The 23,636-nt window shown below is 62.4% G+C and carries 17 protein-coding genes; 12 read left to right on the top strand and 5 right to left on the bottom strand.

Annotated features, from left to right (window positions below; all coding sequences use genetic code 11):
- The first annotated feature begins 140 nt into the window (after positions 1 to 140).
- Together VGU25_03895 and VGU25_03900 are read left to right on the top strand one after the other, a co-directional pair.
- Positions 141 to 725: a hypothetical protein gene (locus tag VGU25_03895; GenBank protein HEV2576334.1), complete on the top strand. Its 585-nt coding sequence runs from the start codon at positions 141 to 143 to the stop codon at positions 723 to 725.
- 69 nt (positions 726 to 794) lie between these two features.
- A complete protein-coding gene (locus VGU25_03900; GenBank protein ID HEV2576335.1) occupies positions 795 to 1,310 on the top strand; it encodes a hypothetical protein in 516 nt (171 codons plus the stop codon).
- An 88-nt stretch (positions 1,311 to 1,398) separates the two neighbouring features.
- Here VGU25_03900 and VGU25_03905 read toward each other — a convergent pair whose 3' ends face one another.
- Positions 1,399 to 1,863, bottom strand: coding sequence for a cytochrome c maturation protein CcmE (locus tag VGU25_03905; GenBank protein ID HEV2576336.1), 465 nt, complete (start codon positions 1,861 to 1,863; stop codon positions 1,399 to 1,401).
- Between the two features lie 195 nt (positions 1,864 to 2,058).
- Between VGU25_03905 and VGU25_03910 the strand changes: the two genes are divergently transcribed.
- The 3 genes from VGU25_03910 to VGU25_03920 all read left to right on the top strand — a co-directional run bounded on the left by VGU25_03910 (position 2,059) and on the right by VGU25_03920 (position 7,402).
- Positions 2,059 to 2,979, top strand: a complete 921-nt coding sequence (locus tag VGU25_03910) for a hypothetical protein (protein ID HEV2576337.1) — start codon at positions 2,059 to 2,061, stop codon at positions 2,977 to 2,979.
- A 59-nt stretch (positions 2,980 to 3,038) separates the two neighbouring features.
- Positions 3,039 to 5,222: a DUF6259 domain-containing protein gene (locus tag VGU25_03915; protein HEV2576338.1), complete on the top strand. Its 2,184-nt coding sequence runs from the start codon at positions 3,039 to 3,041 to the stop codon at positions 5,220 to 5,222.
- 143 nt (positions 5,223 to 5,365) lie between these two features.
- Complete coding sequence (locus VGU25_03920) at positions 5,366 to 7,402, top strand: hypothetical protein (GenBank protein HEV2576339.1); 2,037 nt, start codon at positions 5,366 to 5,368, stop codon at positions 7,400 to 7,402.
- A gap of 96 nt (positions 7,403 to 7,498) precedes the next feature.
- Here VGU25_03920 and hldE read toward each other — a convergent pair whose 3' ends face one another.
- Positions 7,499 to 8,971, bottom strand: a complete 1,473-nt coding sequence (gene hldE, locus VGU25_03925; protein HEV2576340.1) for a bifunctional D-glycero-beta-D-manno-heptose-7-phosphate kinase/D-glycero-beta-D-manno-heptose 1-phosphate adenylyltransferase HldE — start codon at positions 8,969 to 8,971, stop codon at positions 7,499 to 7,501.
- Between the two features lie 59 nt (positions 8,972 to 9,030).
- A complete protein-coding gene (locus VGU25_03930; protein HEV2576341.1) occupies positions 9,031 to 10,164 on the bottom strand; it encodes a glycosyltransferase family 9 protein in 1,134 nt (377 codons plus the stop codon).
- A gap of 73 nt (positions 10,165 to 10,237) precedes the next feature.
- On the opposite strand from VGU25_03930, the gene VGU25_03935 reads away from it, so the two are divergent.
- The 5 genes from VGU25_03935 to bcsA all read left to right on the top strand — a co-directional run bounded on the left by VGU25_03935 (position 10,238) and on the right by bcsA (position 17,866).
- On the top strand, positions 10,238 to 10,828 hold the full coding sequence (locus VGU25_03935) for a DUF4254 domain-containing protein (GenBank protein HEV2576342.1): 591 nt from the start codon (positions 10,238 to 10,240) through the stop codon (positions 10,826 to 10,828).
- A gap of 209 nt (positions 10,829 to 11,037) precedes the next feature.
- A complete protein-coding gene (locus tag VGU25_03940) occupies positions 11,038 to 11,556 on the top strand; it encodes a tetratricopeptide repeat protein (GenBank protein HEV2576343.1) in 519 nt (172 codons plus the stop codon).
- A gap of 153 nt (positions 11,557 to 11,709) precedes the next feature.
- The gene (gene yvcK, locus VGU25_03945; protein ID HEV2576344.1) at positions 11,710 to 12,774 is read left to right on the top strand and encodes a uridine diphosphate-N-acetylglucosamine-binding protein YvcK; all 1,065 of its coding nucleotides are present in this window, start codon (positions 11,710 to 11,712) and stop codon (positions 12,772 to 12,774) included.
- Positions 12,775 to 13,049: 275 nt separating this feature from the next.
- A complete protein-coding gene (locus VGU25_03950) occupies positions 13,050 to 14,939 on the top strand; it encodes a cellulose synthase operon protein YhjQ/BcsQ (protein ID HEV2576345.1) in 1,890 nt (629 codons plus the stop codon).
- Positions 14,936 to 17,866 (top strand): UDP-forming cellulose synthase catalytic subunit, encoded by a 2,931-nt coding sequence (bcsA, locus tag VGU25_03955; GenBank protein HEV2576346.1) that lies wholly within the window; start codon positions 14,936 to 14,938, stop codon positions 17,864 to 17,866. The genes VGU25_03950 and bcsA overlap by 4 nt, the downstream gene beginning before the upstream one ends.
- An 18-nt stretch (positions 17,867 to 17,884) precedes the next feature.
- Here the strand turns inward: bcsA and VGU25_03960 are convergent, their stop codons facing one another.
- Entirely contained in the window at positions 17,885 to 19,426 is a 1,542-nt protein-coding gene (locus VGU25_03960; protein ID HEV2576347.1) for a hypothetical protein, read from the bottom strand.
- Positions 19,427 to 19,535: 109 nt separating this feature from the next.
- On the opposite strand from VGU25_03960, the gene VGU25_03965 reads away from it, so the two are divergent.
- Together VGU25_03965 and argS are read left to right on the top strand one after the other, a co-directional pair.
- Complete coding sequence (locus tag VGU25_03965; GenBank protein HEV2576348.1) at positions 19,536 to 20,621, top strand: lysylphosphatidylglycerol synthase transmembrane domain-containing protein; 1,086 nt, start codon at positions 19,536 to 19,538, stop codon at positions 20,619 to 20,621.
- Between the two features lie 38 nt (positions 20,622 to 20,659).
- Positions 20,660 to 22,675, top strand: coding sequence for an arginine--tRNA ligase (argS, locus tag VGU25_03970; protein HEV2576349.1), 2,016 nt, complete (start codon positions 20,660 to 20,662; stop codon positions 22,673 to 22,675).
- On the opposite strand, the gene VGU25_03975 is transcribed toward argS, so the two are convergent.
- Complete coding sequence (locus VGU25_03975) at positions 22,653 to 23,606, bottom strand: diacylglycerol kinase family protein (GenBank protein HEV2576350.1); 954 nt, start codon at positions 23,604 to 23,606, stop codon at positions 22,653 to 22,655. The two genes, argS and VGU25_03975, sit on opposite strands and share 23 nt — an antisense overlap.
- Positions 23,607 to 23,636 lie beyond the last annotated feature (30 nt).

Raw genomic sequence — 23,636 nt, forward strand, 5'->3', positions numbered from 1 at the left:
ACTTTCTTAGCGCAGGCAAGTGTGAGGGCAGAAACAATACCCGGGGTTAAGGCAGAGCGTTGTCAAGTGCGGGCGGTCGTCTGGGGGATGCGGATTTCTCTTGATGCGATGGATGGTGTTCGCGTAGGCTGGCGGGCACTATGTCCTTGTCCTACAACTATCCACCGCAAATGGCCTATCCGTCTGCCCCTCCGGTTTACCGCGCGCTTCCGGCTCCGCCGAGGCTGCACTGGGGATGGGTGCTGGCGTTGTCGATTGTGAGCATAGGCATCTTCGGAATCATCTGGGTGGCCGTGCAGAGTTATTGGGTGAAGAAGGCGACTAAGAATGGGAAGCCGTTCGCTTGGGCTCTGGCCTATGTGATCTTTCTGCCGTTCGTCGTTGTGATGGCGGGGACTGTTGGCGCGCTTTCAACAATGGGAAAGCTTGGGGATAGTGCGGCTAATCTCAATATTCTGGTCGACCTTTTCACACGACTGGGCGGCTTTGTACTGTATCTAGCGTCGGCATACACGCTGAAAGGTGCACTGGAAGCGGAGCCAATCGACATACCCCTGAGTGGAGTGATGACGTTTTTCTTCGCTAGCACGTATTTCCAGTACCACCTGTACGACTACAACGTGGAGGGCCGGGTGGGGGAGCAGTTGAGCGGGTTTGGGAAGCCCGCGGTGGCGGGTGCTCCCGCAGGCGTTGTGAACGCGCCGGAGGTTCCACCGCAGGCGTAACCGGGCCCACTCACCATGTCGCTTTCGTACAACTATCCACCGCAGATTGCGTACCCGTCGGCGCCGCCGGTGTACCGGGCGTTTCCGGCCCCGCCTCGGCTGCACTGGGGGTGGGTGCTGGTGCTGTCGATTGTGACGCTGGGGATCTTCGTGCCGGTGTGGCTGTTCGTGCAGGCGCGTTGGGTTAAGAGGGCGACCGGCAAAATCAGACCATTCGCATGGACGACAGCGTATCTGATCTTTTATGGCCTGATTTTCGTGCTCGCCTTTGCGGCAAGTTTGTTCCTGACTCTCACCGGGCGGCATGAACTCTATGCCGTGATCAATGAGGAAGGGGTGTACCTGCAGCGCCTCGTAGGATTCGTGCTGTATGTCGCATCGGTTTATCTGCTGAAAAGCGCCCTGGAGGCGGCGCCGATCAAGATCCCGTTACAAGGACTGGCGACGTTCGTCTTTGGACCTGTGTATTTTCAGTGGTTTTTATGCAGGTACAAAGTGGAGGGGAAGTTGGGGGAGCAGTTGAGCGGATTTACGGACACCGCTCCAGCGGCGGTGGAGGCGGCGCAGATCCCGCCGCAGGCGTGAGGGTCTGAAACGCGTATGGCGCGGCTAAAGCCGCGCCATATCAAATTTAGTAGACCGATCTGGCCCGTCTGAAGACGGGCCCTTCCGATTAGCGGGCGACGGAGGCGGTGGTCAGGGGCGCGGTGTTGCCGGTGGGGGTGGTGGTGCCGGGTTTGGCAGGGGCGTACTTAGAGGCGCACTTGGCCTGGAGCTGGGTGGCGTGGAAGACGCCGTCGCGCCCGAAGGTGCCGATGGCCAGAGCCTGCGCGTTGTCCTTGAAGGTATCGGGCGGTGGCTCGGCGCCGTGGTAGTCGACTCGGAGAGTCTTGTCGAGCTCGACGAGGGTGAAGGTGGCGTTGGTGCCTTCGCGCTGGATGCTGCCGGGCTGGACGTTGCCGGCGACGCGCAGATTCTTGCTGTAGGCGCTGTGGCCCATGCCCTGGAGCTCGGCGATGGTGACGTAATAGCTCTTGGCCTGGCTGCCGGCCGAGACGGCGAGCCAGACGATGACGGCAACGACGAGGGCGCCGGCGATGACGAACTTGAGGGGAGAGCTCTGTTGCTGGACGGCCATTTGGCTTTAGTTTATCGCGGAAGCCCTCACTCACACGTGACATCGATCACCGTGTTTCGCGGCGTGGAGCTCTCAGCAATCTCCGTGGAGTCCGGTTGTGTGACGTTGATCACGGGGAAGCCGGGTCGCCGCGCCTATGATCTTTCGCCAGAAGACCTTAGGTGTTGAGCGGGAAGCCTTCGACGGAGGATCGGGATGCATAAGATCAGCGGATGGGTATCACTTGTGTTTGCCTGCTCGCTCTCGTTGCAGGGGCAGGGAACGGTTCCTGCACGAATGATCGTGACCACGGGCCACGTTTATGGCCAGGAACCGCCTATGCTTATGGCGAAGGATCTGGTTGTCACGCAGAACGATCGCCCGGTGAAGGTCACAGCTTTGCTTCCCCTTCGCGGCGATCGCGCGGGTCTTGAGCTATATGTCCTGGTGGACAATTGCTCAAATTGCGAGGCGGGGCCACAGTTTGAGGAATTGGCGAGGTTTATACAGACGCAGCCAGCGACCACCTCCGTGGGAGTCGCCTACATTCAGAACGGAAAGCTGGAGGTTGCTCTGGAGCCGACTTCAGATCACGCGCGGGCTGTAAAAGCTCTCAGTGCTCCGGAGGGAAGTAAACCGTCGAGCCCTTATGACGCGCTTGCCGATTTGATCAAGGGGTGGAAGCAAGGTTCAGCGCGCCGTGCAGTGCTCATGATTTCCACGGGGATTGATCCGGCCGAGACGAATCCCGAGTCGGCACAGAGTAAGTCCGCTGAGGCAGCGCTCCGGGCTGCGGAGCGCGCCGAGGTGACAATTTATGCGATCTATCACCCGAGCGCAGATTATCTATCGACGGACCTTTCGAAGATTCTGGCCGGACAGATTCAACTTTCCCATGTGGCGAGCAACTCTGGAGGCGAGGCCTACTTTTTGAACTTCGGACCTTTACTCTCACTGGCGCCATTCCTCGGCGACGTGGATCAGCATCTGGCCAACCAGTACCTGTTGGAGTTTCCTGGGTACCGTGGAAGCTCACCTGGGGAACTTCAGACGGTACGGGTGAAGAGCACGGCAATGCCGGAGCTGGACTTGATGGCACCGGACAAAATCGTCGTGGGTGGGAGAACACCGCAATAATACCGAGGGAGACCGGTCTCTCAATTTTGGGGTAGGATGGCTTCGCGGAGGAGTTGGCTTTGAGCGAGGCGCTGAAGTTGTGTGGCCGGCTTGCGGTTTGTGCGGCGGTCGGGGTGGTGGGAGTTTCTTCGGGCGCGCAGGTGCGGACGGTGGAGACGCCGGCGGTGACGATCCGGCTGGCGGAGCGCACGTGCGATCTGGTGGGACTGAAGTGGAAGAGCCCGGAGCTCGAGGTGATTGGAGAGCCGCGGCTGGGAGAGAACTTCCGGATCCTGGTGCCGCAGGAGCACTACCAGGCGAATTACTTCTACAGCCGCGAGCAGCAGGTGAGCCACATCGAGACGACGAACGATGGCGCGGTGTGCACGTATGACGAACTGAAGAACAGCCGCGAGACGCTGCCGATTGGCGTGACGTACCGGATTCAGGTGGTGGGCGGGCAGGTGCAGTTTTCGATTGAGGTGAGGAACCCGACGGAGCGGAAGCTGGCGGAGGTGATGTACGGGATTGTGGGCGGGCAGAAGGGGATTGGAAGCCGGCTGGATACGGAGTCGCTGGTGCCGGGGGCGAATGGGAATGCGGGCGCGAAGCTGTTTACGCGTTTTGGCGGCGGCGGCTATGGCGGCGGGAATCTGGGCATACGGTATGACGCGGGTGCGTTCACGTATCCGGGCAGAATGTCGATGGGGTGGATGGATGTATGGAATCCGAAGCTGGGCGTGGGTTATTACTACGCGAACCAGGACCCGGACACGCGGTTGTCGCTGATGGAGGTGGAACTGCGGCCGTTTTCAAAGAGCGCGAGCGTGGAGGATGTTTGGCCGAGCGAGGAAGAGGCCCAGGGCGAGCCAAGGGGCCTGACGATTGGCTGGGTCGACATGCCGTACGCGGGCAAGGGAACCTTCAAGGCCGGACCTGTGGCGCTGGAGGCACACACGGGTGACTGGCATACGGCGAGTGGACTGTATCGCGCGTGGTTCGATCAGCACTTTACGGTGAAGCGGGCGGATCGAAATCCGGACTGGCTGCGGAAGGAGAACGCGTGGCAGTCGGTGATTCTGTCGAACAGCGAAGACGTGGTGGTGCATCGCTTTGATGAACTGCCGAAGATGGCGGCGGACGCGAAGAAGTATGGGATCACAACGTTCGAGATTCTGGGGTGGGATATTGGCGGGATCGATCGCGGGTATCCGCAGTACACGCCAGACCCACGGATGGGATCGCCGGAGGAGTTTTACAAGGCGCTGCGGGAGATGCGTGCGATGGGCGTGCATCCGCTGATCTTTTCGAACATTCAGGTTGCCGATACGGCCACGCCAATTTTCAGGGACCGGCTGAAGCAATACGCGGTGGATGGGCGATGGGCGCCCGATTGGCGCATGAATGGATGGGGCGAAGGGACGATCAGCGCGCGCGCCGGCTTTACGAACTCCAACATGACGACGCTGAGCCCGTCGCATCCGGAGTTTCGGGAATATCTGATGAACCAATATCTGCAGCTCGTGCGCGAGGGCGCGGAGGGCTTTCAGTTTGACAAGGGAGGGGGCATCGTCAACATGGATTTCAATCCGACGGTTCCGGCGTCGCCCGACAAATCTCTCGTCGATGGAGTCTTAGGGACCTACGCGGAGGTGCTTCGCAAAGGACGGGAGATCGATCCCAACCTGGCCATCGCTTCGGAGATGCTGTACGACCGCGCCTTTCCGTATCTCGACGTGTCCTATATGCGGATGGGCGGGATCGATATGGACCCTGCGCTGCGTTATACGTTTCCGGAGTGGACGGGGACGATCTTCGGGGAGAGCCCGGGGGACTTTGGGCCGATGAATAACGGGATGCGCTATGGGCTGGTGTGGGACCTGGCGCCGCGACACTATAACGACTCCGTAGATGAAAAGCTGACGCAGCCACTGGCGAAGTATGTGAGTGAGCTGATTGATATTCGGAAGAGGTATGAGGAGCTGCTGTTCTTTGGGCGCTTCAATGACACGATGGGCGCGACGGTGACGGGCGGTACCTGGATCCGGTACTCGACCTTCACGACGTTTACGCCGAATGACGGCAAACGCGCGTGCGTGGTGGTGAACTTTGGTGACACGCCGGAGCAGGCTGCGGTGGCGCTGGATGGTGAGTCGGGCGAGGTGACGATTGCGCGGCCAGGTGAGGCGGAGACGACGGCGCAACTGCCGGTGAAGCTGGAGATTCCGCCGCATCGGCTGGTGGTGGTGGTGAAGCAGAAGTAAGTCGAGGAGTAAGTGGAAAGATGGATAGAAGAGAATTTAGTAAGTTGGCGGGGTTGACGGCGATGGTTGCGTTGACTCGGGGCGGGGAATTAAAGGCGCAGCAATTTGCTTCCGAGCACGAAGTGGTTTTAGAGGATGAGCAGTTGCTGGTTGCGTTTGATCAGGGATCAGGCGCTCTTACGCGGATGGAGCGAAAAGCGACGCAGTGGATGATTGAACGCCGGCCGGCTTTGGCGGCGTCATTTCGTCTGCTGGCGCCGCTGCCGAAGCGCCACGACAATTTTGTGCTTGGGCATAAGCAGCGTGCAGCGAGTGTGACGAAGATTTCGGCGAATCAGGTGCGGCTGCGGTGGGAGAACCTGGTCAGCGAACATGGTGGCGTGCTGCCGATTACGTTTACAGCGACGGTAACTCTGAAGGACGGGGCTGTTACTTTTGAGAGCGAGTTGGATAATCGGTCGTCGCTGTCGGTTGATTCGGTTGACTATCCGTATTTTGGCGATCTGTGCTCACCCAACGCCGACACGGTGATGCAGGCTGAGCATATGGCGGATGGGGCGATCTGGGCGGGTGAGATCTATCCGCATTTTGCGAATGAGCAAGGGTACTGGGGTGTGAAGTATCCGCTGAAGAGGATCCGGTCGTGCGAAAGCCAACTATGTTTGCTTCAAACGCCGGACCAGGGTGTGTATGTAGGGATGCATGACCCGGAGGTTCGCTACTATCTGGAGTTTACTTTTGAACAGCGTCCGGGACTGACGGATTGGGTGAACGCGGATGTCCCGCAGGAGGATGAGATTTCAGGGCTGCCGGTGCATCTGCAGTTCCGGTGCTGCCATTTTATTTTTGCTCATCCTAAGTCGACGGTGAATCTGGCTCCGATTGTTATGCGGAGTTATACGGGAGATTGGCACGCGGGAATTGATGTCTACAAGGAATGGCGGAAGACATGGTTTGTCGCGCCGAAGCTTGCGGATTGGAGCAGGGATGTTCATTCCTGGCTGCAGATTCAGATCGATGGATCAGAGCAGGACTTCACCATTCCGTATCGCGAGATTGTGAAATACGGCGAGGATTGTGCGCAGAATGGAGTTGCTGCGATTCAGTTGGTGGGATGGAGTATGGGAGGGCAGGACGGCGGGGATCCGTCGCTTGAGACCGATCCAGGATTAGGGACATGGCAGGAGTTACATGACGCCATTGCGCAGGTTCAGGCCAAGGGCGTGAAGATGATCCTGTTTGGAAAGCCGACGTTTGCGGTTCTTTCCAGTGATTTATATAAGAAAGAACTTTATAAGTATGCGGCGACGGATCCGTACGGAGATAACTACGAGCATGATGGATTCGGCTATAACACGACGACATCGCTAGCCAATATTAATTGCCGCCGGCGGGCGATTATGGATGTTTGTAGTCCGGCTTATCGCGATATTGCTACGCGTGAGTTTCAAAAGATCGTGGCGCTGGGCGCGGATGGCTGGCTGTTTGATGAGGTTCTTGAGCACAATGGCGTGCTCTATTCCTTCAGCGAGGACCATGGCTATAAAGGGCCGGGATATTTATTCGGTGGAGACATGCCGTTGGCAAGGCAATTTCGCGCGGCAGCGGACAAGGTCAGCCCGGATTTCTTGTTTTCCGGCGAAGGGCCTCAGGACTGGATGATGCAGTATTATCCGCTGGGATATTACCGCATCGGCGCGGGGACAAGGCACGTTTCGCGTTACATCGATTCGCAGGCTCCGCTGATGACGGCGATCCGGGGTTTCAATGCTCGTGAAGAGCTCAACCTGGTTCTTCTTTATCGCTACATCATTAGCTATGAGCCGTATAACTTCAAAGGCCGTTTGACGGATTTCCCGTTGACGCTGGCGTACGGCAAGAAGATCGATGCTCTGCGGCGGAAGTACCGGGAGTGGTTGTGGGATGCGGAGTTCCGCGACACGATGGGCGCAGAGGTGAGTGCGGATGGATCGCACCGGTACTCGGTTTACCGGACGGCTGCCGGGAAGAGAGCGGTTGTGATCGTGAGCTGGGAGAAGAAGAACACGATTACGGCGACGTTGAATCTGCCGAATGCCGGGAGGCTGGTGATGGCGACGCCTGAAGAGTTGGATAGTCGGGCGGTGACGGGAGCATTGCAGATTCCGCCACGGTCTGCGGTGGTGGTGATGGAGGAGTAAAGCTTCGGTGATTGAGAGATCTGTGAACCCCACCCATGCGCGATGAGACTGCGCATGAATGGGGCACCCAGGGTGGTGGTGGTTCGGGGCGGCCGGTTAGTTGGCGGTCTCGGTGAGTTTGCGGATGATGTTGGTGGTGGAGAAGCCTTCGACGGTGGGGACGATGGCGACGCGGCCGCCGGCGGCAAGGACGTCTTCGTGGCCGACGACTGTTTCGATGGTGTAGTCGCCGCCTTTGACGAGGACGTCAGGCTTGATCTCGCGGATGAGTTCGAGCGGCGTGTCTTCGGCGAAGAGGACGACCGCATCGACGGCGGCGAGTGCGGCCATGACGCGGGCGCGCTCGTTCTCGGCGACGATGGGGCGCGTGGGGCCTTTGAGGCGCGAGACGGAAGCGTCAGAGTTGAGGCCGAGGATGAGCTTCGTGCCGAACTTGCGGCAGTCTTCGAGGAGAGTGATGTGGCCGACGTGGAGGAGGTCGAAGCAGCCGTTGGTGAAGACGATGGTCTCGCCTGCGGCGCGCCAGTCCGCGATGCGCGCGGCGAGGTGCTGGCGATCGAGGATTTTTTCGGCTCCGCTGAGCGGGGTGGAAGGCGTGAGGAGCGCGACGAGCTCATGGTGCGCGATGGGCGCGGTGCCGACTTTGCCGACGACGATGCCGGCGGCGAGGTTGGCGAGGTCGGTGGCGGTTTCGACCTTGAGGCCTGCGGCCATTGAGGCCGCGAGCGTGGCGATGACGGTGTCGCCGGCGCCGGAGACGTCGAAGACCTCGCGCGCACGGGCGGGAGAGTGGAAGCTGCCGGAGGCGGAGAGAACGCGGATGCCGCGCTCGCTCATGGTGGCGGTGAGATAGTCGAAGCCGTGCTCGGCACGTTGCTGCTCGGCAGCGGCGAGGAGTTGGTCGAGGTGTTGTGAGGCGACGCCGGTGGCGAGCGAGAGCTCGCTGAGGTTGGGGCAGACCATGGTGGCGCCGGAGTATTTGGAGAGATCGGGCGTCTTGGGGTCGGCGAGGATGGGGATGCCTGCGCGGCGGGTGGCGCGGATGGCGGTGGCGCAGAGCTCATTGGTGAGCGCGCCTTTTGCGTAGTCGGAGAGGATGACGGCGTGAACCTTTTCGATGAGACCGAGGACGCGATCGGTGAGGAAGGAGAGGTCTTCGGCGGACGGAGCTTCGCGGGACTCAATGTCGAGGCGGAGGAGCTGTTGGGTGCGGCCGACGATGCGGGTCTTGGAGATGGTGGGAAGTGATGAGGTGACGACGCCGGCGGTGTCGATCTGTGCGGCTTCGAGAAGAGTGGCAAGCTCGCGCTGCTCGGCGTCTGCGCCCCAGAGGCCGGCGAGGAACGGCTGGCAGCCGAGGCCGGCGAGGTTCATGGCGACGTTGGCCGCGCCGCCGGGACGCTGGTAGCGATGCGCGTGGCGGAGCACGGGCACGGGAGCTTCGGGGGAGATGCGGTCGACCTCGCCGAGGATGTAGCGGTCGAGCATGAGGTCGCCGACGACGAGGACGCGGATGTCGCGGAAGCCGCCTTCGAGGAGGCCGAGGACTGTGTGGAGTTCAGGAAGCATGGTCACTTGGAACATCTTCGCAGATGTGAGGGAGTGAATGAGGCGCGAGAGACCCCAGGCTAAAGCCTCGGGGGACCTGGAAGCGATGCGTCGCTGCCTGATGTGCCTTGGATCCTCATCGCGGAGTGGATAGCGGCGAGGACTTCTTCGACGGTGATGGAGAGGATGCATTTCTTTTGTTGCTCGATGCAGGTTTCGAGGCCGCAGCCGGCGCACTCGACGCGGTGATAGAGGATGCGGTGGGCGGGGCCGTAGGGGAACCACTGGCGCGGGATGTTGCGTGCGGCGAAGATGGCGACGCAGGGTGTGCCGACGGCGGCGGCGAGGTGCATGGGGCCGGAGTCGTGGCCGATGAAGAGGCGCGCGCGGGCGAAGGCGGCGGCGGATTCGCGGGGCGTGAGGCGGCCGCAGAGGTTGATGACCGGGCCTCCGCCGGAGACCTGCCATTGCGAGGCCGCGAAGTCGGAGGCGTCGGATTCTTCGGGCGAGCCGGCGAGCAGGAGGGCGCGGTTGGGGAAGGCGCGGGCGAGGCGTGTGAGGAGGCCGCGCCAGTTGTCGCGGCCCCAGTCCTTGGACTGGACTTTGGTGCCGACGCTGACGGCGAGGATCTCGTGCTGGAGCGCTGTATGGCCGATGGCGCGGGCGGCCGTGGCGTGCTCGTTAGGCGTCAGGTGGAGGTCCCAGGAGGCGGGGTCGTCGAGGCGAGCGTCGCCGAGTTCGCGGAGATTGCGGGCGAGGCGGGAGGCTTCGGGCTCGAGATCGGCGTCGGGGGAAGCTGGAGTTTCGCCGCCGAAGAGGTTGAGCTGCGCAGCGGTGGTGAGCGGGACGCCGATCTGGCGAGTGATTCCGCAGAGGCGGAAGAATTTTGAGTCGCGGCGGGCGGACTCGAGACCGCGGGCGCCGGTGAGGTAGACGAGGACTTCGGGGCGGAAGCGGCGGATGTCGAGCGCGAGGCGCAGGAGCTCGCGGATGGAGCGCGTGCCGGTGGTGTAGCGCATGTAGCCGTGGATGAGGCCGGTATGGTCGAGCACGGCGGCGGCGGGCGGGGCCTTGGCGGCGACGGGGAGGTTGGTGAGGAGGCGGCGTTCGGCCTGCGGGAAGGCGCGGGCGATGAGATGGAAGGAGGGAAGAGCGATGAGGGTGTCGCCGAGGCTGCCGAGGCGGTAGACGAGGACGCGGTTCACGGGCGGCATTGCTGTTAAGTGTAGAGGGTAGAGGATGGACGGTAGAGGGTAGAGCGTCGATCTTCGTTATGCTTAGGGCTTGATGATGGACGCGGCACATATCGTGAAGCTTCAGTCGGGTGCGACGCGCCGCTGGCATGAGCCGGCGGAGATGCCGGCTGCAGCGAGTGAGCTGGATGCGCTTGTAGTGGATCAACACCGGGCGAACTTCGACCTGTGGCATGAAGAGGACCAGGCTCGGGACCCGAAGGCGACCCCGGAGAAGATTGTGGAGATCAAGCGGGCGATCGACCGCCTGAACCAGCGGCGGAATGATCTGATGGAACGGATTGACCAGGCGCTGCTGGCGGCGGCGGGTGAGCAACGCGCGGAGGCCCCGCTGCACTCTGAGACGCCGGGAATGATGATTGACCGGCTGTCAATCCTCGACCTGAAGCGGTTTCATACTGAGGAAGAGATTGCGCGTGCGAATGGCGATGAGCGGCATGCGCAGCGCAATCGGGAACGGCTGGCGGTGATTAAAGAGCAGCGCGATGATCTGCGGGATGCGCTGGACGCGCTGTGGGCCGATGTGTCGGCTGGACGACGCAGGTTCAAGCTTTACCGGCAGATGAAGATGTATAACGATCCGGCACTGAATCCGGTGCTGTACAGGGCGCGAGGATCGACGTGAAGAGAAGAGGTATGCAAGGGTCCGATTTGACCGCGATAGGTGTGGAACCGTATAACCAGCAAGCAAGTTCCCAAATTGAAACGTAGGCTCCCCCCAAGCCCCCGACGTAACCAGAGAGCGCTATGGCCACGAAGTCGGCACCCCCCGTTGCCCCGTCCAACAGTTCCCACCAACCCAAGAACGACGCGAAGTCGAGCAACCTGCGACGCATGCCCCGCACGCTAGCGGGCACGTCGCAGCCCGACGACGCTGCGCGCAAGCAGACGCTCGCGATGTATGAGAGCGCGCTGAAGCTGATGCAGAGCGGAAAGTATGACAAGGCGCACCAGGCCTTCACGCAGATGCTGGAGACGGCACCGCAGGACCTGGCCGACCGCATCCGCGTGTACATCGCTGCGTGTGTGTCGCAGATCGAGAAGGGCTCGACGAAGTTCGAGTCCAACGAGGAGCGCTACGATTACGCGATCTCGCTGCTGAACCAAGGGCAGTATGACGACGCGCGGCAGCACTTCGAGCAGATTCTGAAGCAGAATGACGCGGCGGACTATGCGTTCTACGGGCTGGCGCTGTTGGCCAGCATGACCGGCGATACGCAGGAGTGCATCGACAAGCTGCGTGAGGCGATCCGGCTGAACGGGCAGAACCGACTGCAGGCGCGCGCGGACTCGGACTTTGAGCCGGTCGCCGAAGACCCGCGGTTTACGGAGCTGCTGTACCCGGAGGCGTGAAGAATAGTGAATAGTGAATAGTGAATAACGCAAAAAGCAAAGGCCGTCTGCTCTCGGGCGGCCTTTGTTTTTGGTGTTGTCTTAATTCACTGCTCACTATTCACTTCTGCTGTGGAAGCTGCCGCCGCCTCACCGTCTACACTTAACGGACGCATGTCCGATCCAGTTCTTCCTCAGCTACGCGTTGTGGCGATCGGTGGCGGCACGGGCCTCTCTACGTTGCTGTTGGGACTGAAGCGGTACGTTGCCACCCCGGGATCGCCAACCGGTTTTGACAGGCGCGGTGGTTCGCGTCGGCGCGCCAGTGTGGCGCCCTGTCCGGATGCGCCTTGCCTCATCCGGGACCTGGCAGCGGTGGTGACGGTGACGGACGACGGCGGATCGTCGGGCCGACTGCGGGAGGAGCTGCAGATGCTCCCGCCGGGCGACATTCGCAACTGCATGGTGGCGCTGAGCGAGGACGAGCACCTGCTGTCGCGGCTGTTTCAATATCGCTTCGAGCATGGCGATCTCGAGGGGCACAGCTTCGGCAATCTGTTTCTGGCGGCGCTGAATGGGATCTCGGGGGATTTCGCGCAGGCCGTGCAGACCTCATCGCAGATTCTGGCGACGCGCGGACATATCTATCCGGCGACCACGGCCAATGCGACGTTGACGGCGCAGATGGACGACGGGTCAGTGGTCCGCGGCGAGACGAACATCACTGCCTCAAAACGCTCCATTGTGGAACTGATGCTGGACCCGGCGTCCGTGGACCCGATGGCGGAGACGCTCGAGGCGATCGCGCACGCGAACCTGATCACGCTTGGGCCGGGGTCGCTGTATACGTCGCTGATTACGAACCTGCTGGTGAAGGGAATTCCGGAGGCGATTGCGGCGTCGAAGGCGACGCGCGTGTATGTCTGCAACCTGATGACGCAGGCGAACGAGTCGCTGGGGCTGACGGCGTCGCAGCACATTGAGAAGATCGTGAACCACTGCGGCGGACAACGGATCTTCGATTACGCGCTGATCAACACGGCGCCGATCCGGCCGGAGACGCTGGCGAAGTACGCTCGTGAAGGACAGGCGCCGATTGAGGCCGATCTGGACCGGGTGCGGGCGCTTGGGGTGGAGCCGGTGGCGGGCAGCTTCGTCCATGAGGGCGATGTGCTGCGGCACGACTATGAGGCGGTAGCCCGAATGTTGCTGGAGCTGGCGCTGCCAAAGAGGGCATAGCACTAAAGAAGTACATGGGTGGGGTGCCGTCGAGGCGGCCGGTACGTTACGAAAGTGACCATGCGGCGGCCCGAAGCAGGCGTTGTGTGTGGAGCAGGATGAGGGCCATTTTGCGGCCCGAAACTGACGATACGGTTTCGTCTTTGTGTTACTTAGGGTGCATTGACTGCCAAAAAGGGGGAACGTAGCCTCACGTTACCTGACAAGCACCATTGTGGGTCGTTTGCGGGAACTCCGGCTGGGGTGACGGATTTCACCCGGAATTTGAGGCATGGATGGACGGCCAGAAGCCGGAGGTAATTGAAGAGCAGTCGCGCACGGAAAACCCCGAGGATGTAGCGGTTCTGTACTCGTGGGCGAACCTGCAGGGCGCTCGATACCGGGACTTCTCGGGCGCTCGGCGGGAATCCCGTGCCCTGATGCGGCAGCGAGCGGCGCAGGAGGCGAAGGATGCGGAGAGCCGGGCACAGGCGGAGGCGGAGGCCGCGGCCGCGGCTTCAGAACGTGCGGCTCGGGAGGCAGAGGAGATTGCGCGGCTGCACGAGAAGGCTGCGCGAAAGGCCGCTGAAGCCAAACAGCGGCGAGACCTGGAGCTGGAAGAGATCGCCCGGGCGCAGGCGATGCGGCAGGCGACGGAGCTAAGCCGCAAGGCTGCGGAGGAGCGCGTCCAGGCAGCGAAGAGAGCGGAGGCTGCAGCGGCTGCGGAGGCGGCGGAGCGGCGCGAAGCAAGAGAGATTACAGAGGCGAGGGCATCGGCCGAGCGGCAGGCGCTGCGGTATGCCGAGGCCGAGATGCGTCGTCGCAAGCTGGCCGGGCCGCAGCCCGTGGCGAAACTGCCGGGAGAACTGACGGACCCATACCAGCACCAGCGACAGCCGGATCAGCCACCGCCGGAGAAGGTGTTTGCAACGCTCGTGACTCCTGAGCAGGACATGCGGCCGGCGAGATTTCCAGCGCGCGATGGGCGCTTTCGGCTGCCACCGATGGGAATCGCCGACGAGGCGGACACGATGGGATTCGTTGCCGACCCGATCACCGCGGCGTTTGCTGTTACGGAGCCCGAGCCGCTCCCGGAGACGCAGAGCTCGAACAGAAACGGACACGCTGCGATTTCGGGCGGACCTCCGAAGGAGCTGCAGGACTCGAACGGTACGAAACAGGCCAGCGCCCAAGCTGTGCCTTCGGCGCCGACGGCTGGGGAGCATGCCCAGGCGCAGGCGGCGCTTCCGGCATGGCTTCAGGAAGAAGAGCACCCGAAACGGCATGCTGAAGCGGCCGTGGACGCAACTCTTGGAGACACTTTGCAGCAGTCGCGGGAGCGCGTAGCCTCGCGATGGTTTGCGTTGCGTGAACTGTTCGATCAGGGTCCGCAGGAGCAGGCTCCAGCGGAGCGAAAGTCCGCGACCGGCGAGGTGCCGGTGCTGGCGGTGTTCTCGCTAGCCGGCGGCGTAGGGAAGACCAGTTTGGTGGCCACGCTGGGGCGCGCGCTGGCCTCGAGTGGCGAAAAGGTGCTGCTGACCGATACGACCTCGCATGGGCTGCTGCCGTTTTACTTTGGCGCGAGCGAGCTGAAGCCGGGCGTCGTGCGCACGTTTGCGCCGCCGGTGGGAAGTGCGGATGCGCCCATTCATCTGCTGAGCTTCGATCTGCTGGAGAAGGGTGGCGATCTCGAAGCGCAGGACTGGCTGGCTGAGGAACTGACGCGCAACAGCCAGGGTATGCAGCGCGTCCTGGTGGATCTTTCGCCTTCGGTTCCGTGGGTGCTCCGGAGACTGGCGCGCATGAACTCGATTGTGATGGTGCCGATGAAACCTGATATGAGCTCGGTGATCAGCTTGAACGTGGTGGAGAAGTTCTTTGCAGATGTGACGGATGGAAACGGAAAGCCATTGCATCCGCGATATGTGCTGAATGGATTTGACGCGTCGCAGCCGCTGCACCTGGATGTGCGCGAGGTGTTGCGCCAACAGTTGGGCGATCGTTTGCTGCCGTTTGTGATTCGCCGCTCGCCGGCGGTGTCGGAGGCGCTGGCGGAGGGTATGACGGTGATGGATTATGCGCCTGATACGGCTGTGGCGGGCGATGTGTTGAACCTGGCTTCGTGGCTGAGGACGCAGGCGGCGCCTGCCTCTGGCTTTAGAAAGGCGCGGTGGAGCGAGCAATGACCCGATCGCCTCTGTGGCGGGAGTTCGAGTCGAGCGATGCGCTGCTTCCGCGGCTCCTGCGGTTTCTGATTGTCGCGGGCGGAACACTGTTCCTGCTCGCGTCGGCTGCTGTGCCGCTGCCGTGGCCGCAGCAGGCTGTGCTGGGCGGGTTGCTGGTGCTGAGCGCCCTTTGGCTGCACCGCGGCTCGGGCTCGTATCTCACGACTCTGATGCTGGTGTTGCTGTCGTGTTTTGCGACAGTGCGGTATGGCATCTGGCGCGTTCATGCGGTCGAGCAGTACTTCCGGTTCCGCGATTCGACGTGGAACCATCTCAACGCGTTCTTTGTCGTCGTTGTCTTAGGCGCTGAAGCCTATGCATTCGTGGCACTGATCCTGGGCTACTTCCAGACATTGTGGCCGCTGCGCCGGACGCCGGTGCCGCTGCCGGACGATCCGGAGAAGTGGCCTGAGGTCGACCTGCTGATTACGACCTACAACGAACCGCTGCGGCTGGTGAAGTATACGGCGCTTGCGGCGACGAACATCGACTGGCCTGAGGGCAAGCTGAACGTTTATCTGCTCGATGACGGCCGGCGCGAGGAGTTTCGCGACTTCGCCGAGCAGGCGGGCATCGGCTACATGACCCGCCCCAACAACGAGAACGCGAAGGCGGGCAACATCAATGCAGCGCTGAAGCGGTTGAATGCGCCATTCGTTGCGGTGTTCGATGCGGACCATGTGCCGACGCGCAGCTTTCTGCAGCTCACGATGGGGTGGTTCGACCGCGACGTGAACCTGGCGTTGCTGCAAACACCGCAGCACTTCTACTCGCCTGATCCGTTTGAACGAAACCTCGAGCAGTTCCGGCATATTCCGGCCGAGAACGAACTGTTTTACGGCGTGGTGCAGGATGGCAACGATCTCTGGAACGCGACGTCATTTTGCGGATCCTGCGCGGTGCTGCGCCGCAGGGCGCTGGATGAGATTGGCGGAATTGCGACGGAGACGGTAACCGAAGACGCGCACACGTCGATCCGGCTGCAGAAGGCTGGGTGGAGCACGGCGTACATCAATATTCCGCAGGCCGCGGGGCTCGCAACCGAACGGTTGAGCGGGCACATTCGCCAGCGCGTTCGCTGGGCGCGCGGCATGACGCAGATCCTGCGGGTCGAGAATCCGTTGTTCGGGCGCGGGCTGAAGCTGGTGCAGCGGCTGTGCTACCTGAATTCTGCAGCGCATTTCCTGTTTGCCCTGCCGCGGCTGGTCTTCCTGATGGCGCCGCTGATTTACCTGATCTATGGCGGCACCAACCTGCCGGGCACCTGGCAGTTGATTCTGGCGTACGCCGCGCCGCACCTGGTGATGCTGTACCTGACACATCTTCGCATTCAGGGAAGGCATCGGCACTCGTTCTGGAACGAGATCTATGAAACGGTGCTGGCGCCGTACGTTCTGCTGCCGACGATCGGCGCGTTCCTGTGGCCGCGCAAGCCGAAGTTCAACGTCACGCCCAAGGGGCAGGTGCTCTACTCGAGCTTCTTCGACCGCCGCATTGCGCGGCCGTTTCTGCTGATGCTGTTTGTGAACTTCATCGGTCTGCTGTGCGCGATTCCGCGGCTGCATCTGTTTGCCGCATCGAACGCACCCGGATGGCAGGGGCGGCTGCTGAGCGTGCCGCACCAGATGTATGACCCGAATCACCTCGGCACAATCGTGGTCAACGTGGTGTGGACGCTCTTCAACATGATGCTGCTCAGCGTCGCGACGGCTGTGGCGTGGGAGAACCAGCAGCGGCGCCGTGCGGTGCGGGTGAACGTTGAGGTGCCGGCGGGCGTGGTCCTGCCGGACGGCAGCGTCGTGCAGGGGCTGACGGGCGATCTTTCGAGCACAGGCGTGCGGCTGTGGACAGGGTCGCGCCTGAAGGTGCAGCCGGAAGACGCGGTGCGGATTGTTCTGCCGGTGCTGGATGGCGACGCGTCGCTGCCTGCAACTGTAGTGCGCGTGGAGGATGAGTCGCTGCGCGTGCAGTTCGACGCGCTCTCGCTGGCGGAGGACGAGGCGCTGACGATGGTGCTGTACTCGCGCGCCGACACGTGGCTCGGATGGGACGAGAGCCGTGAGCGCGATCATCCGGTGCGCAGCTTTGCGCGCATCGTTCGGCTTGCGTTCCGCGGGTTGCGGCAGACGATTCTACCGGGACGCCGTTCGCGCGATGCCGGCCTAGTGACGAGCATCGTGCCGCTGCTGATTGCGGCGGTGTTGCTGCCGAGTTGGGGCAGAGCGGCAGGGCAGGATGCGCAGACAACGACTCCGCCTGTTGCGACCGTCGCCGAAACGAAGCAACCGGCCGAGCCGCCGAAACCGGAAGCCGTGAAGCCGGAGCCGTCGAAGGCCGGACAGGCAAGTTCGCCAAAAAAGGCCGACGCGGATGCAGGGACCGCTCAGGATCATCCGCCTGCGAAGGCTGTTACGGAAGCAAAGACTGCCGACAAGCCGGCGGATCCGGCGACGACTGCCAAGACAGATGCTTCGAAGACAACAGCGACCGGGGATCCTAAGACCTCTTCGCCGCAGAGCGGATCTGCGGCCGCCGCTCCGAAGCTGACGAAGGCCGGCCATGCAACTGCAAAGACGATTGCGTCCGCTGTAAACGCACTGCCAGCCTCGGCAAAGTCCGTTCCATTTGCTCCCGCGGCGCCGACGCCCTCGCCCCCGCCCGCGGCGGTGTCTACGGTTCCGACGGCTCCTGTCATCAAGAGCGACCTGGCGGTCGTGAATTTCTATCAGTCTCGCGTTCTGCCAGGGTGGTGGCGCGCGAGCGTGCTCGCCGCACAGTATCCGTGGGCGCTGCTGATTATCGTGGTGCTGCAATCGTTTCTGATCGCCGTTCTGCTGCGGGCGTCGCTGCGGCGTCGTGCGCGCGAGCGGCTGCTCGGGCATATCTGATCGCTGCGCCTGCGCCGGTCAACGCTGCAGGCGGCACACCCTGAGAATCGCGTTCTGGTAGGGGCAGTTCAGTGCAGCCGGCGAGTCAGTGCGCAGGATCACCCAGTCAACGCCGTATGGATCGAGGTGCTCGCGGAGTTCGGGCGTGGTCTGCTTGTCCAGATCGAGCTGTGCGGTGAACCCCGCGTCCCACTCATCTGCGAGCCGCGGCGTAATCGCAGCCTCACCGCCATCCTTGGAGAAATCAGGAAGGACGCTGCGCAGCGCGATGGCGCGGAAGGTTTGCGCGTCTTCGCCGGGCGTTGTGATGTAGTGCGCGTCGAGCGCGAAGAGCGCATCCTGAGGCGTGTTGTCGCGGCACCACAGAAAAGCACGAACCCACTGGTTCTGATTCTGTTGCAACCGCCAGGGCAGTTCAACGTGCGGGGATGCGGCAAACTGGATACGCTGCGTGATGAACATTGCGACGGCAGCAGCCATCAGAATCGGAACGATTGCGTATCGCGCGTATCGCCTCGCCGAAGCGGCTGCAGCACATCGCTCAAGAGATTCCTGCAGATTTGCTCCGAGCAGTAAAAACATGACGAGGTAGATCACGAGGAAGGCGCGAAGGGGCTGCAGCCGCGCAATAACGTGAGCCCGATAGCTCTCGTGCGCGAAGGCCAAGGTGACTGTCGCGGCGAAGCATCCGTACAAAATTGCCGCGCTGCAGAGCGGTGCCCAGTTTGCATTCGACCGCGTCCGCCACAGTAGAAGCAGCAACAGCAGCGGCGCGATGATTCCGACCAGTTCGTACCAGTGCCACTGCGACAGGAACCAGTAGTAGCGGCTCTTTGTGGCGAGCACAATCGCGGCGGAGTCCGCCGGCGCGCGCGCCTGCAGAATCGCCGCCACTGCAAAGACGAGCACCGCCAGACTGAGGAGCACGAGAGTCCTGTGCCGGAAACGCAGAATGCGCAGCACGAGGATGAGGCCGAGCGCATACCCCGCCATCAGCGGGTGAAACGCTGCCGCAAGCGCGATGGTCACGACGCAGCCGGCGAGCGAGCGGCGATTGACCTTCCAGTCATCGAGCGCGAACGCGAGGGCCCACAATGAGAGCGGCGTGGAGAGGCTTCGCGCCGTGACGTAGGGGTCCATCAGGAGCAGGGAAGTGCCTGCGATCGGCACCGTCCAGAGTGTCGCGAGCGTCGCAATTCCGGCGAGCTGTGCGCGCTCGTTCCCGGTTACGCGGCGGAGGACAGCGCGCGCGCCGGTCAGCATCAGCACGATGCTGAGCAGCTCGAGGAGCAGAAGCACGCTGAGCAGTGGAAGGTGCGTAAGACGCGTGAGCGAGGCGATCACCGGCGCGAAGATCGAGTAGTGCAGGTGCGCTGAGACGAACTCGGTGAAATGCGGGAAAAGCGAGCGGTTCAGCGTGAGCTCAACGCCAGCGACGTAAAGGCCGCCGTCTTCGGCAAGGGGATGGTATCCGTGCACGAGAAGAGTGGCGAGCGTGAGCGCGGCCAGCAGGGCGCTCCAGCGAACAGCGGACCAGCCTTCCAGTGCGCGCAGCGGCATCGGTGGATTTTCAGCCAAACTGTTCCTTTCTGCTTAATTTCATGGACGCGAATCCAGCCAACGTTTGCAACACCGCGCTGTGCCAAATCGTCTCAATGCAAACGGTACAATGAAGAAGCGTACCAATGTTCGATCTACCTACAACATCGCCGGGGAATCCTCGGCCCGCCGCCCTGAGGACCCCGCGATGAGTCGTGAGCATCGCCTCAATCTGCTGAAGATGCTGCCTGGGCTGCTGATCAGCGCCTTCTTTCTGTGGTGGACCTTCCGCGGCTTCGACATGAAGGACCTTAGCGCTGTGCGCTTTGTCGCGCCCGCGTGGATCCTCGGCATCATCGTCTTCAGCGTGGCCGGATACACCTTGCGTTGCGTGCGCTGGTGGTGGATGCTGCGCAGTGTGAAGGCGCGCTTCAGCGACTGCGCGCGCATCTTCATGACTTCGCTTGCGGCGAACAACATCCTCCCGCTGCGCATCGGCGATGTGATGCGCATCTTTACCTACGCGCCGGACCTGAACGCGACACCGTCGACGGTGCTGAGCACGGTCATCCTGGAAAAGCTGCTGGATGTCTTCAGCCTCGCCGCGTTGTTTGTGATCACCATGCATGGCGGCCGCAAAGTCTCGCCGAAGCTTGCCGGCGGCGCGGAGATCGGGCTTGCGATTTCGGCGGTTGCGCTGCTTGTTCTGGTCTTCGGCGCGCACACGCTGCAGGGACCACTACGCTCGCTCACGGCGAAGAGCCACAACAAGATTGTGAAGAAGATCGAGCACTGGCTGTTGCTCGCGATGGAATGCATCGAGCACATCGGCCTGGGGGGCACGTTGCTGCTCTTCGTGTTCAGCTTCGTCGCCTGGGGTCTTGAGGGCATGATCTATCTTTCGGCGGTGAAGCTGGTGGCCCTGAAGACAGATCTGCTGGGGCCATGGCAGGCGGTCTCGCAGGCGAACCTTTCGTTTTTGATTCCGAGCTCGCCGGGAGGCATTGGGCCGTTTGAGTGGGCTTGCAAGGACGCGCTGGTTCGCCACGGAGCGCCGCCTGCCGCCGCCGGACTCTTCGGGCTCCTGATTCACGCCTGGCTGTTCATTGCGATCACAGCAGTCGGCGGTGGACTCTTCCTCGTGCATCGTCTGCACCGTGCGCGGCGAGTGCCTCTGGTCGAGGAGCTGGACACGTTGCCCGCTGAGCTTCCGTAAAACGATCAGCGAACTGGGATCCGAGAAACGGTTTCGATATGTACAGAATTTTGCAGCAGACAATTCAGGCGCGTATCCAGGCGCTATTGAGCGAGCGCTACGGCGTGGAGCTTGCACAGCTCGCGGTCGAGCTGCCGCCGAAGCTCGAGTTCGGCGAGATGGCGCTTCCTGTTGCGTTTGAGCTTGCCAAGCGGCTCAAAAAGGCGCCGCGGGCTATCGCGCAGGAGTTGCAGCCGGAGCTGGCGAAGATCGACGGCGTGGCGAGCGTGGAGATCGCCGGCGCGGGCTATCTGAACGTGAAGCTCGATCGCGCCGCAACCGCGCGACGCATTGCGGCGGATGAGCACGCGAGGATCGGCGGCGAAGGCTTTCGGCTGATCGAACACACGAGTATCAATCCGAACAAGGCGGCGCACGTCGGCCATTTGCGGAACGCGATCCTCGGCGACAGCTTCGCGCGGATGGTGCGCCCAGATGATTACAAGCCCGGATACGCGACCGGCGTGCAGAACTATATCGACAACACCGGCGTGCAGGTTGCGGACATCGTCGTTGCGGTGACTGCGCTTCAGGGCATGAACCTTGACGATGTGCGCGGGTGGATGTCGGAGCTGCTGGAGACGAATACGCGGCTCGATTACGCGTGCTGGGATTTGTACGCGCAGGTGTCGCAGTGGTACGACGCGGACCCGGATCAGACTGCAGCGCGCAAGCAGCTCCGGCTGGACACGCTGCACGCGATCGAAGCGGGCGGCAATGAGACCGCGGAGATAGCCGAGATTATCGCAACCGGCGTTCTGCACCGGCATCTCGAAACGATGGAGCGGCTGGGGATCGAGTACGATTTTCTGCCGCGCGAGAGCGAGATCCTGCACCTGCACTTCTGGGAAGCCGCGCGCGCGCTGATGGTGGAGCGCGGCGTGCTCTACAAAGAGACAGCAGGAAAGAACGCCGGCTGCTGGGTGATGCGCCGGTCTTCAAATTCAGCCGCAGGCGCTGCGCCGCCGCTCGCTCCGGGCGAGGTTGACGAAGACGCGAAGATCATCATCCGCTCGAACGGCACGGTCACGTATGTTGGCAAGGACATCGCGTATCACCTCTGGAAGTTCGGCCTGCTCGGGCGCGACTTTGGGTACGCGCGGTTCCGTGAGTATCCGACGCACACCTGCTGGGTATCGACGATGCACGGCGAAGACCCGCACCCAAGTTTTGGGCACGCGGACGCAATCTACAACGTCATCGACTCGCGCCAGGACGACCCGCAGACCCAGGTGAAGGAGGCGCTGCGCGCGCTTGGATACGAGGCGCAGGCCGCGCACTATACGCACCTGAACTACGCGTTCGTCGGCCTCACCGCACGCACTGCGCAGGAGCTCGGATATGTGCTCAGCGATGAGGATAAGGATCGTGCCTTCATCGAGGTGAGCGGGCGTAAGGGCTTCGGTGTGAAGGCGGATGATCTGATCGATCGCATGATCGCCGCTGCGCGCGTGGAGGTCGATGCCCGTCATCCGGCACTCGACGAAGCAGAACGTGCGCAGATTGCCAACGCAATCGGCGTCGGCGCTTTGCGGTACTTCATGCTGCGCTTCACACGCAACACGGTCATCGCGTTTGATTTCAAAGACGCGCTCAGCTTCGAAGGCGAAACCGGACCCTACGCGCAGTACGCTGCGGTGCGTGCGGCGAACATCTTCCGCAAAGGCGACGCGGAGGAGGGGCAAGTACTGCGCGATTTCGCAGAGCTCGATCCGAAGATTTTGGCGCCGCTGCTCGAAGGTGAAGAGGGCACGAGTATCTGGGAAGTGTGGCTGGCGGCGTCGCGTGTTTCGCTCGTGCTCGAGCAGGCGATTGCTGCTGCGGAGCCTGCCGTGCTCGCCAAGTATGCGTTTACGCTGGCGCAGACATTCAGCAACTTCTATCACCGGCATCGCGTGCTTACAGAGAGCGATCCGGCGCGGAAGACTCTGCTCTTCGCGACGGCTGCCGTGGCGCGGCGGGAGATTACGCGCGTGCTGGGCTGGCTCGGTATCAGCGTGCCGGCTGCGATGTAGCGCGTGGTGCAGGCATCAGGAGCCGCAGCGCGTTCGGCACGAGCTCGACGTGCATCGGTGTGGTGCCAATCCATTCACCGTCAGCCTGCACATGGATCCGGTGACCGGGCGCCGCGCATGCGAAGCTCGAGACGCGCAGGTGCTGCGTGTATGGATTCCAATGGTGAGTGCGTGTCCAACTCGTCGCAAACCACACGGGCAGCGTGAACCGGTGAGGCGGTTGGGTAACGGTCAGTTGTAAGGTCTCATCCACCGGCGAGGCCCCGCGAATCAATGGACTGAACACTCCGCCGAGATCGCCCACGCGAATTGCCATCGCGCTGACGGCTTCCTGCTCGAACCCGTTGTTTTCATCGCCCGTCGCGGTCACGCGAAATGTGGGGAACTGAGAGCCGAGGAACAGACGCGCGGCGCGCACGTAGTACATCGCCCGTCCGAGGCGATGCTTGCCGGCAGCGAGCATGCGATAGACGAGCATGCCATCCGGCCCCGCGCCGGCCATCACCGCGAAGTAGCGCGAGCGCTGACCCTCCGGCGTCTCGCAGGTCACGCGGCCCAGCGGGATCAAGCGCGGCTCAAAACGAAGCTGCTGGTGCACCGCCTCGGCAGCGTCAAATGACAGGCCCAGGTGACGAGCCAGCGCGTTCGCACTTCCGAGCGGAACAACACCGACAACCGCGGAGGGGTGATGCGCGAGTCCCTGCACAACCTCGTGCAGCGTGCCATCGCCGCCGCACGCGAAGACAATCTCGGCGCCACTCGCGACTGCGCCAGCCGCTTGCACGGCTGCGGTGCCGGGGCCAAGCGTGGCCACAATCTCCGTGTCGATGCCTTCGCGGCGCAGCACATTGGCCGCGCGTGCGAGCGCAGTTATGCGCGAGCGGCCGCCCCGGCCGGCGTGGGGATTGAAGATCAGGACCGCGCGAGGCATGAGCTTAGGCTACCGTGCGCATTAGAGCGG

The organism is Acidobacteriaceae bacterium, from assembly GCA_035944135.1.
In the GTDB taxonomy this organism is placed as follows: Bacteria; Acidobacteriota; Terriglobia; order Terriglobales; family Acidobacteriaceae; genus Granulicella.

What these genes read in the sequence shown, in the direction of transcription:
- VGU25_03895 (HEV2576334.1), top strand. Translation starts at nt 141, where the DNA reads ATGTCCTTGTCCTACAACTATCCACCGCAAATGGCCTATCCGTCTGCC.
- VGU25_03905 (HEV2576336.1), bottom strand. Translation starts at nt 1,863, where the DNA reads ATGGCCGTCCAGCAACAGAGCTCTCCCCTCAAGTTCGTCATCGCCGGC.
- VGU25_03910 (HEV2576337.1), top strand. Translation starts at nt 2,059, where the DNA reads ATGCATAAGATCAGCGGATGGGTATCACTTGTGTTTGCCTGCTCGCTC.
- hldE (HEV2576340.1), bottom strand. Translation starts at nt 8,971, where the DNA reads ATGCTTCCTGAACTCCACACAGTCCTCGGCCTCCTCGAAGGCGGCTTC.
- VGU25_03930 (HEV2576341.1), bottom strand. Translation starts at nt 10,164, where the DNA reads ATGCCGCCCGTGAACCGCGTCCTCGTCTACCGCCTCGGCAGCCTCGGC.
- VGU25_03935 (HEV2576342.1), top strand. Translation starts at nt 10,238, where the DNA reads ATGATGGACGCGGCACATATCGTGAAGCTTCAGTCGGGTGCGACGCGC.
- VGU25_03940 (HEV2576343.1), top strand. Translation starts at nt 11,038, where the DNA reads ATGCCCCGCACGCTAGCGGGCACGTCGCAGCCCGACGACGCTGCGCGC.
- yvcK (HEV2576344.1), top strand. Translation starts at nt 11,710, where the DNA reads ATGTCCGATCCAGTTCTTCCTCAGCTACGCGTTGTGGCGATCGGTGGC.
- VGU25_03950 (HEV2576345.1), top strand. Translation starts at nt 13,050, where the DNA reads ATGGACGGCCAGAAGCCGGAGGTAATTGAAGAGCAGTCGCGCACGGAA.
- bcsA (HEV2576346.1), top strand. Translation starts at nt 14,936, where the DNA reads ATGACCCGATCGCCTCTGTGGCGGGAGTTCGAGTCGAGCGATGCGCTG.
- VGU25_03960 (HEV2576347.1), bottom strand. Translation starts at nt 19,426, where the DNA reads ATGCCGCTGCGCGCACTGGAAGGCTGGTCCGCTGTTCGCTGGAGCGCC.
- VGU25_03965 (HEV2576348.1), top strand. Translation starts at nt 19,536, where the DNA reads ATGAAGAAGCGTACCAATGTTCGATCTACCTACAACATCGCCGGGGAA.
- argS (HEV2576349.1), top strand. Translation starts at nt 20,660, where the DNA reads ATGTACAGAATTTTGCAGCAGACAATTCAGGCGCGTATCCAGGCGCTA.
- VGU25_03975 (HEV2576350.1), bottom strand. Translation starts at nt 23,606, where the DNA reads ATGCCTCGCGCGGTCCTGATCTTCAATCCCCACGCCGGCCGGGGCGGC.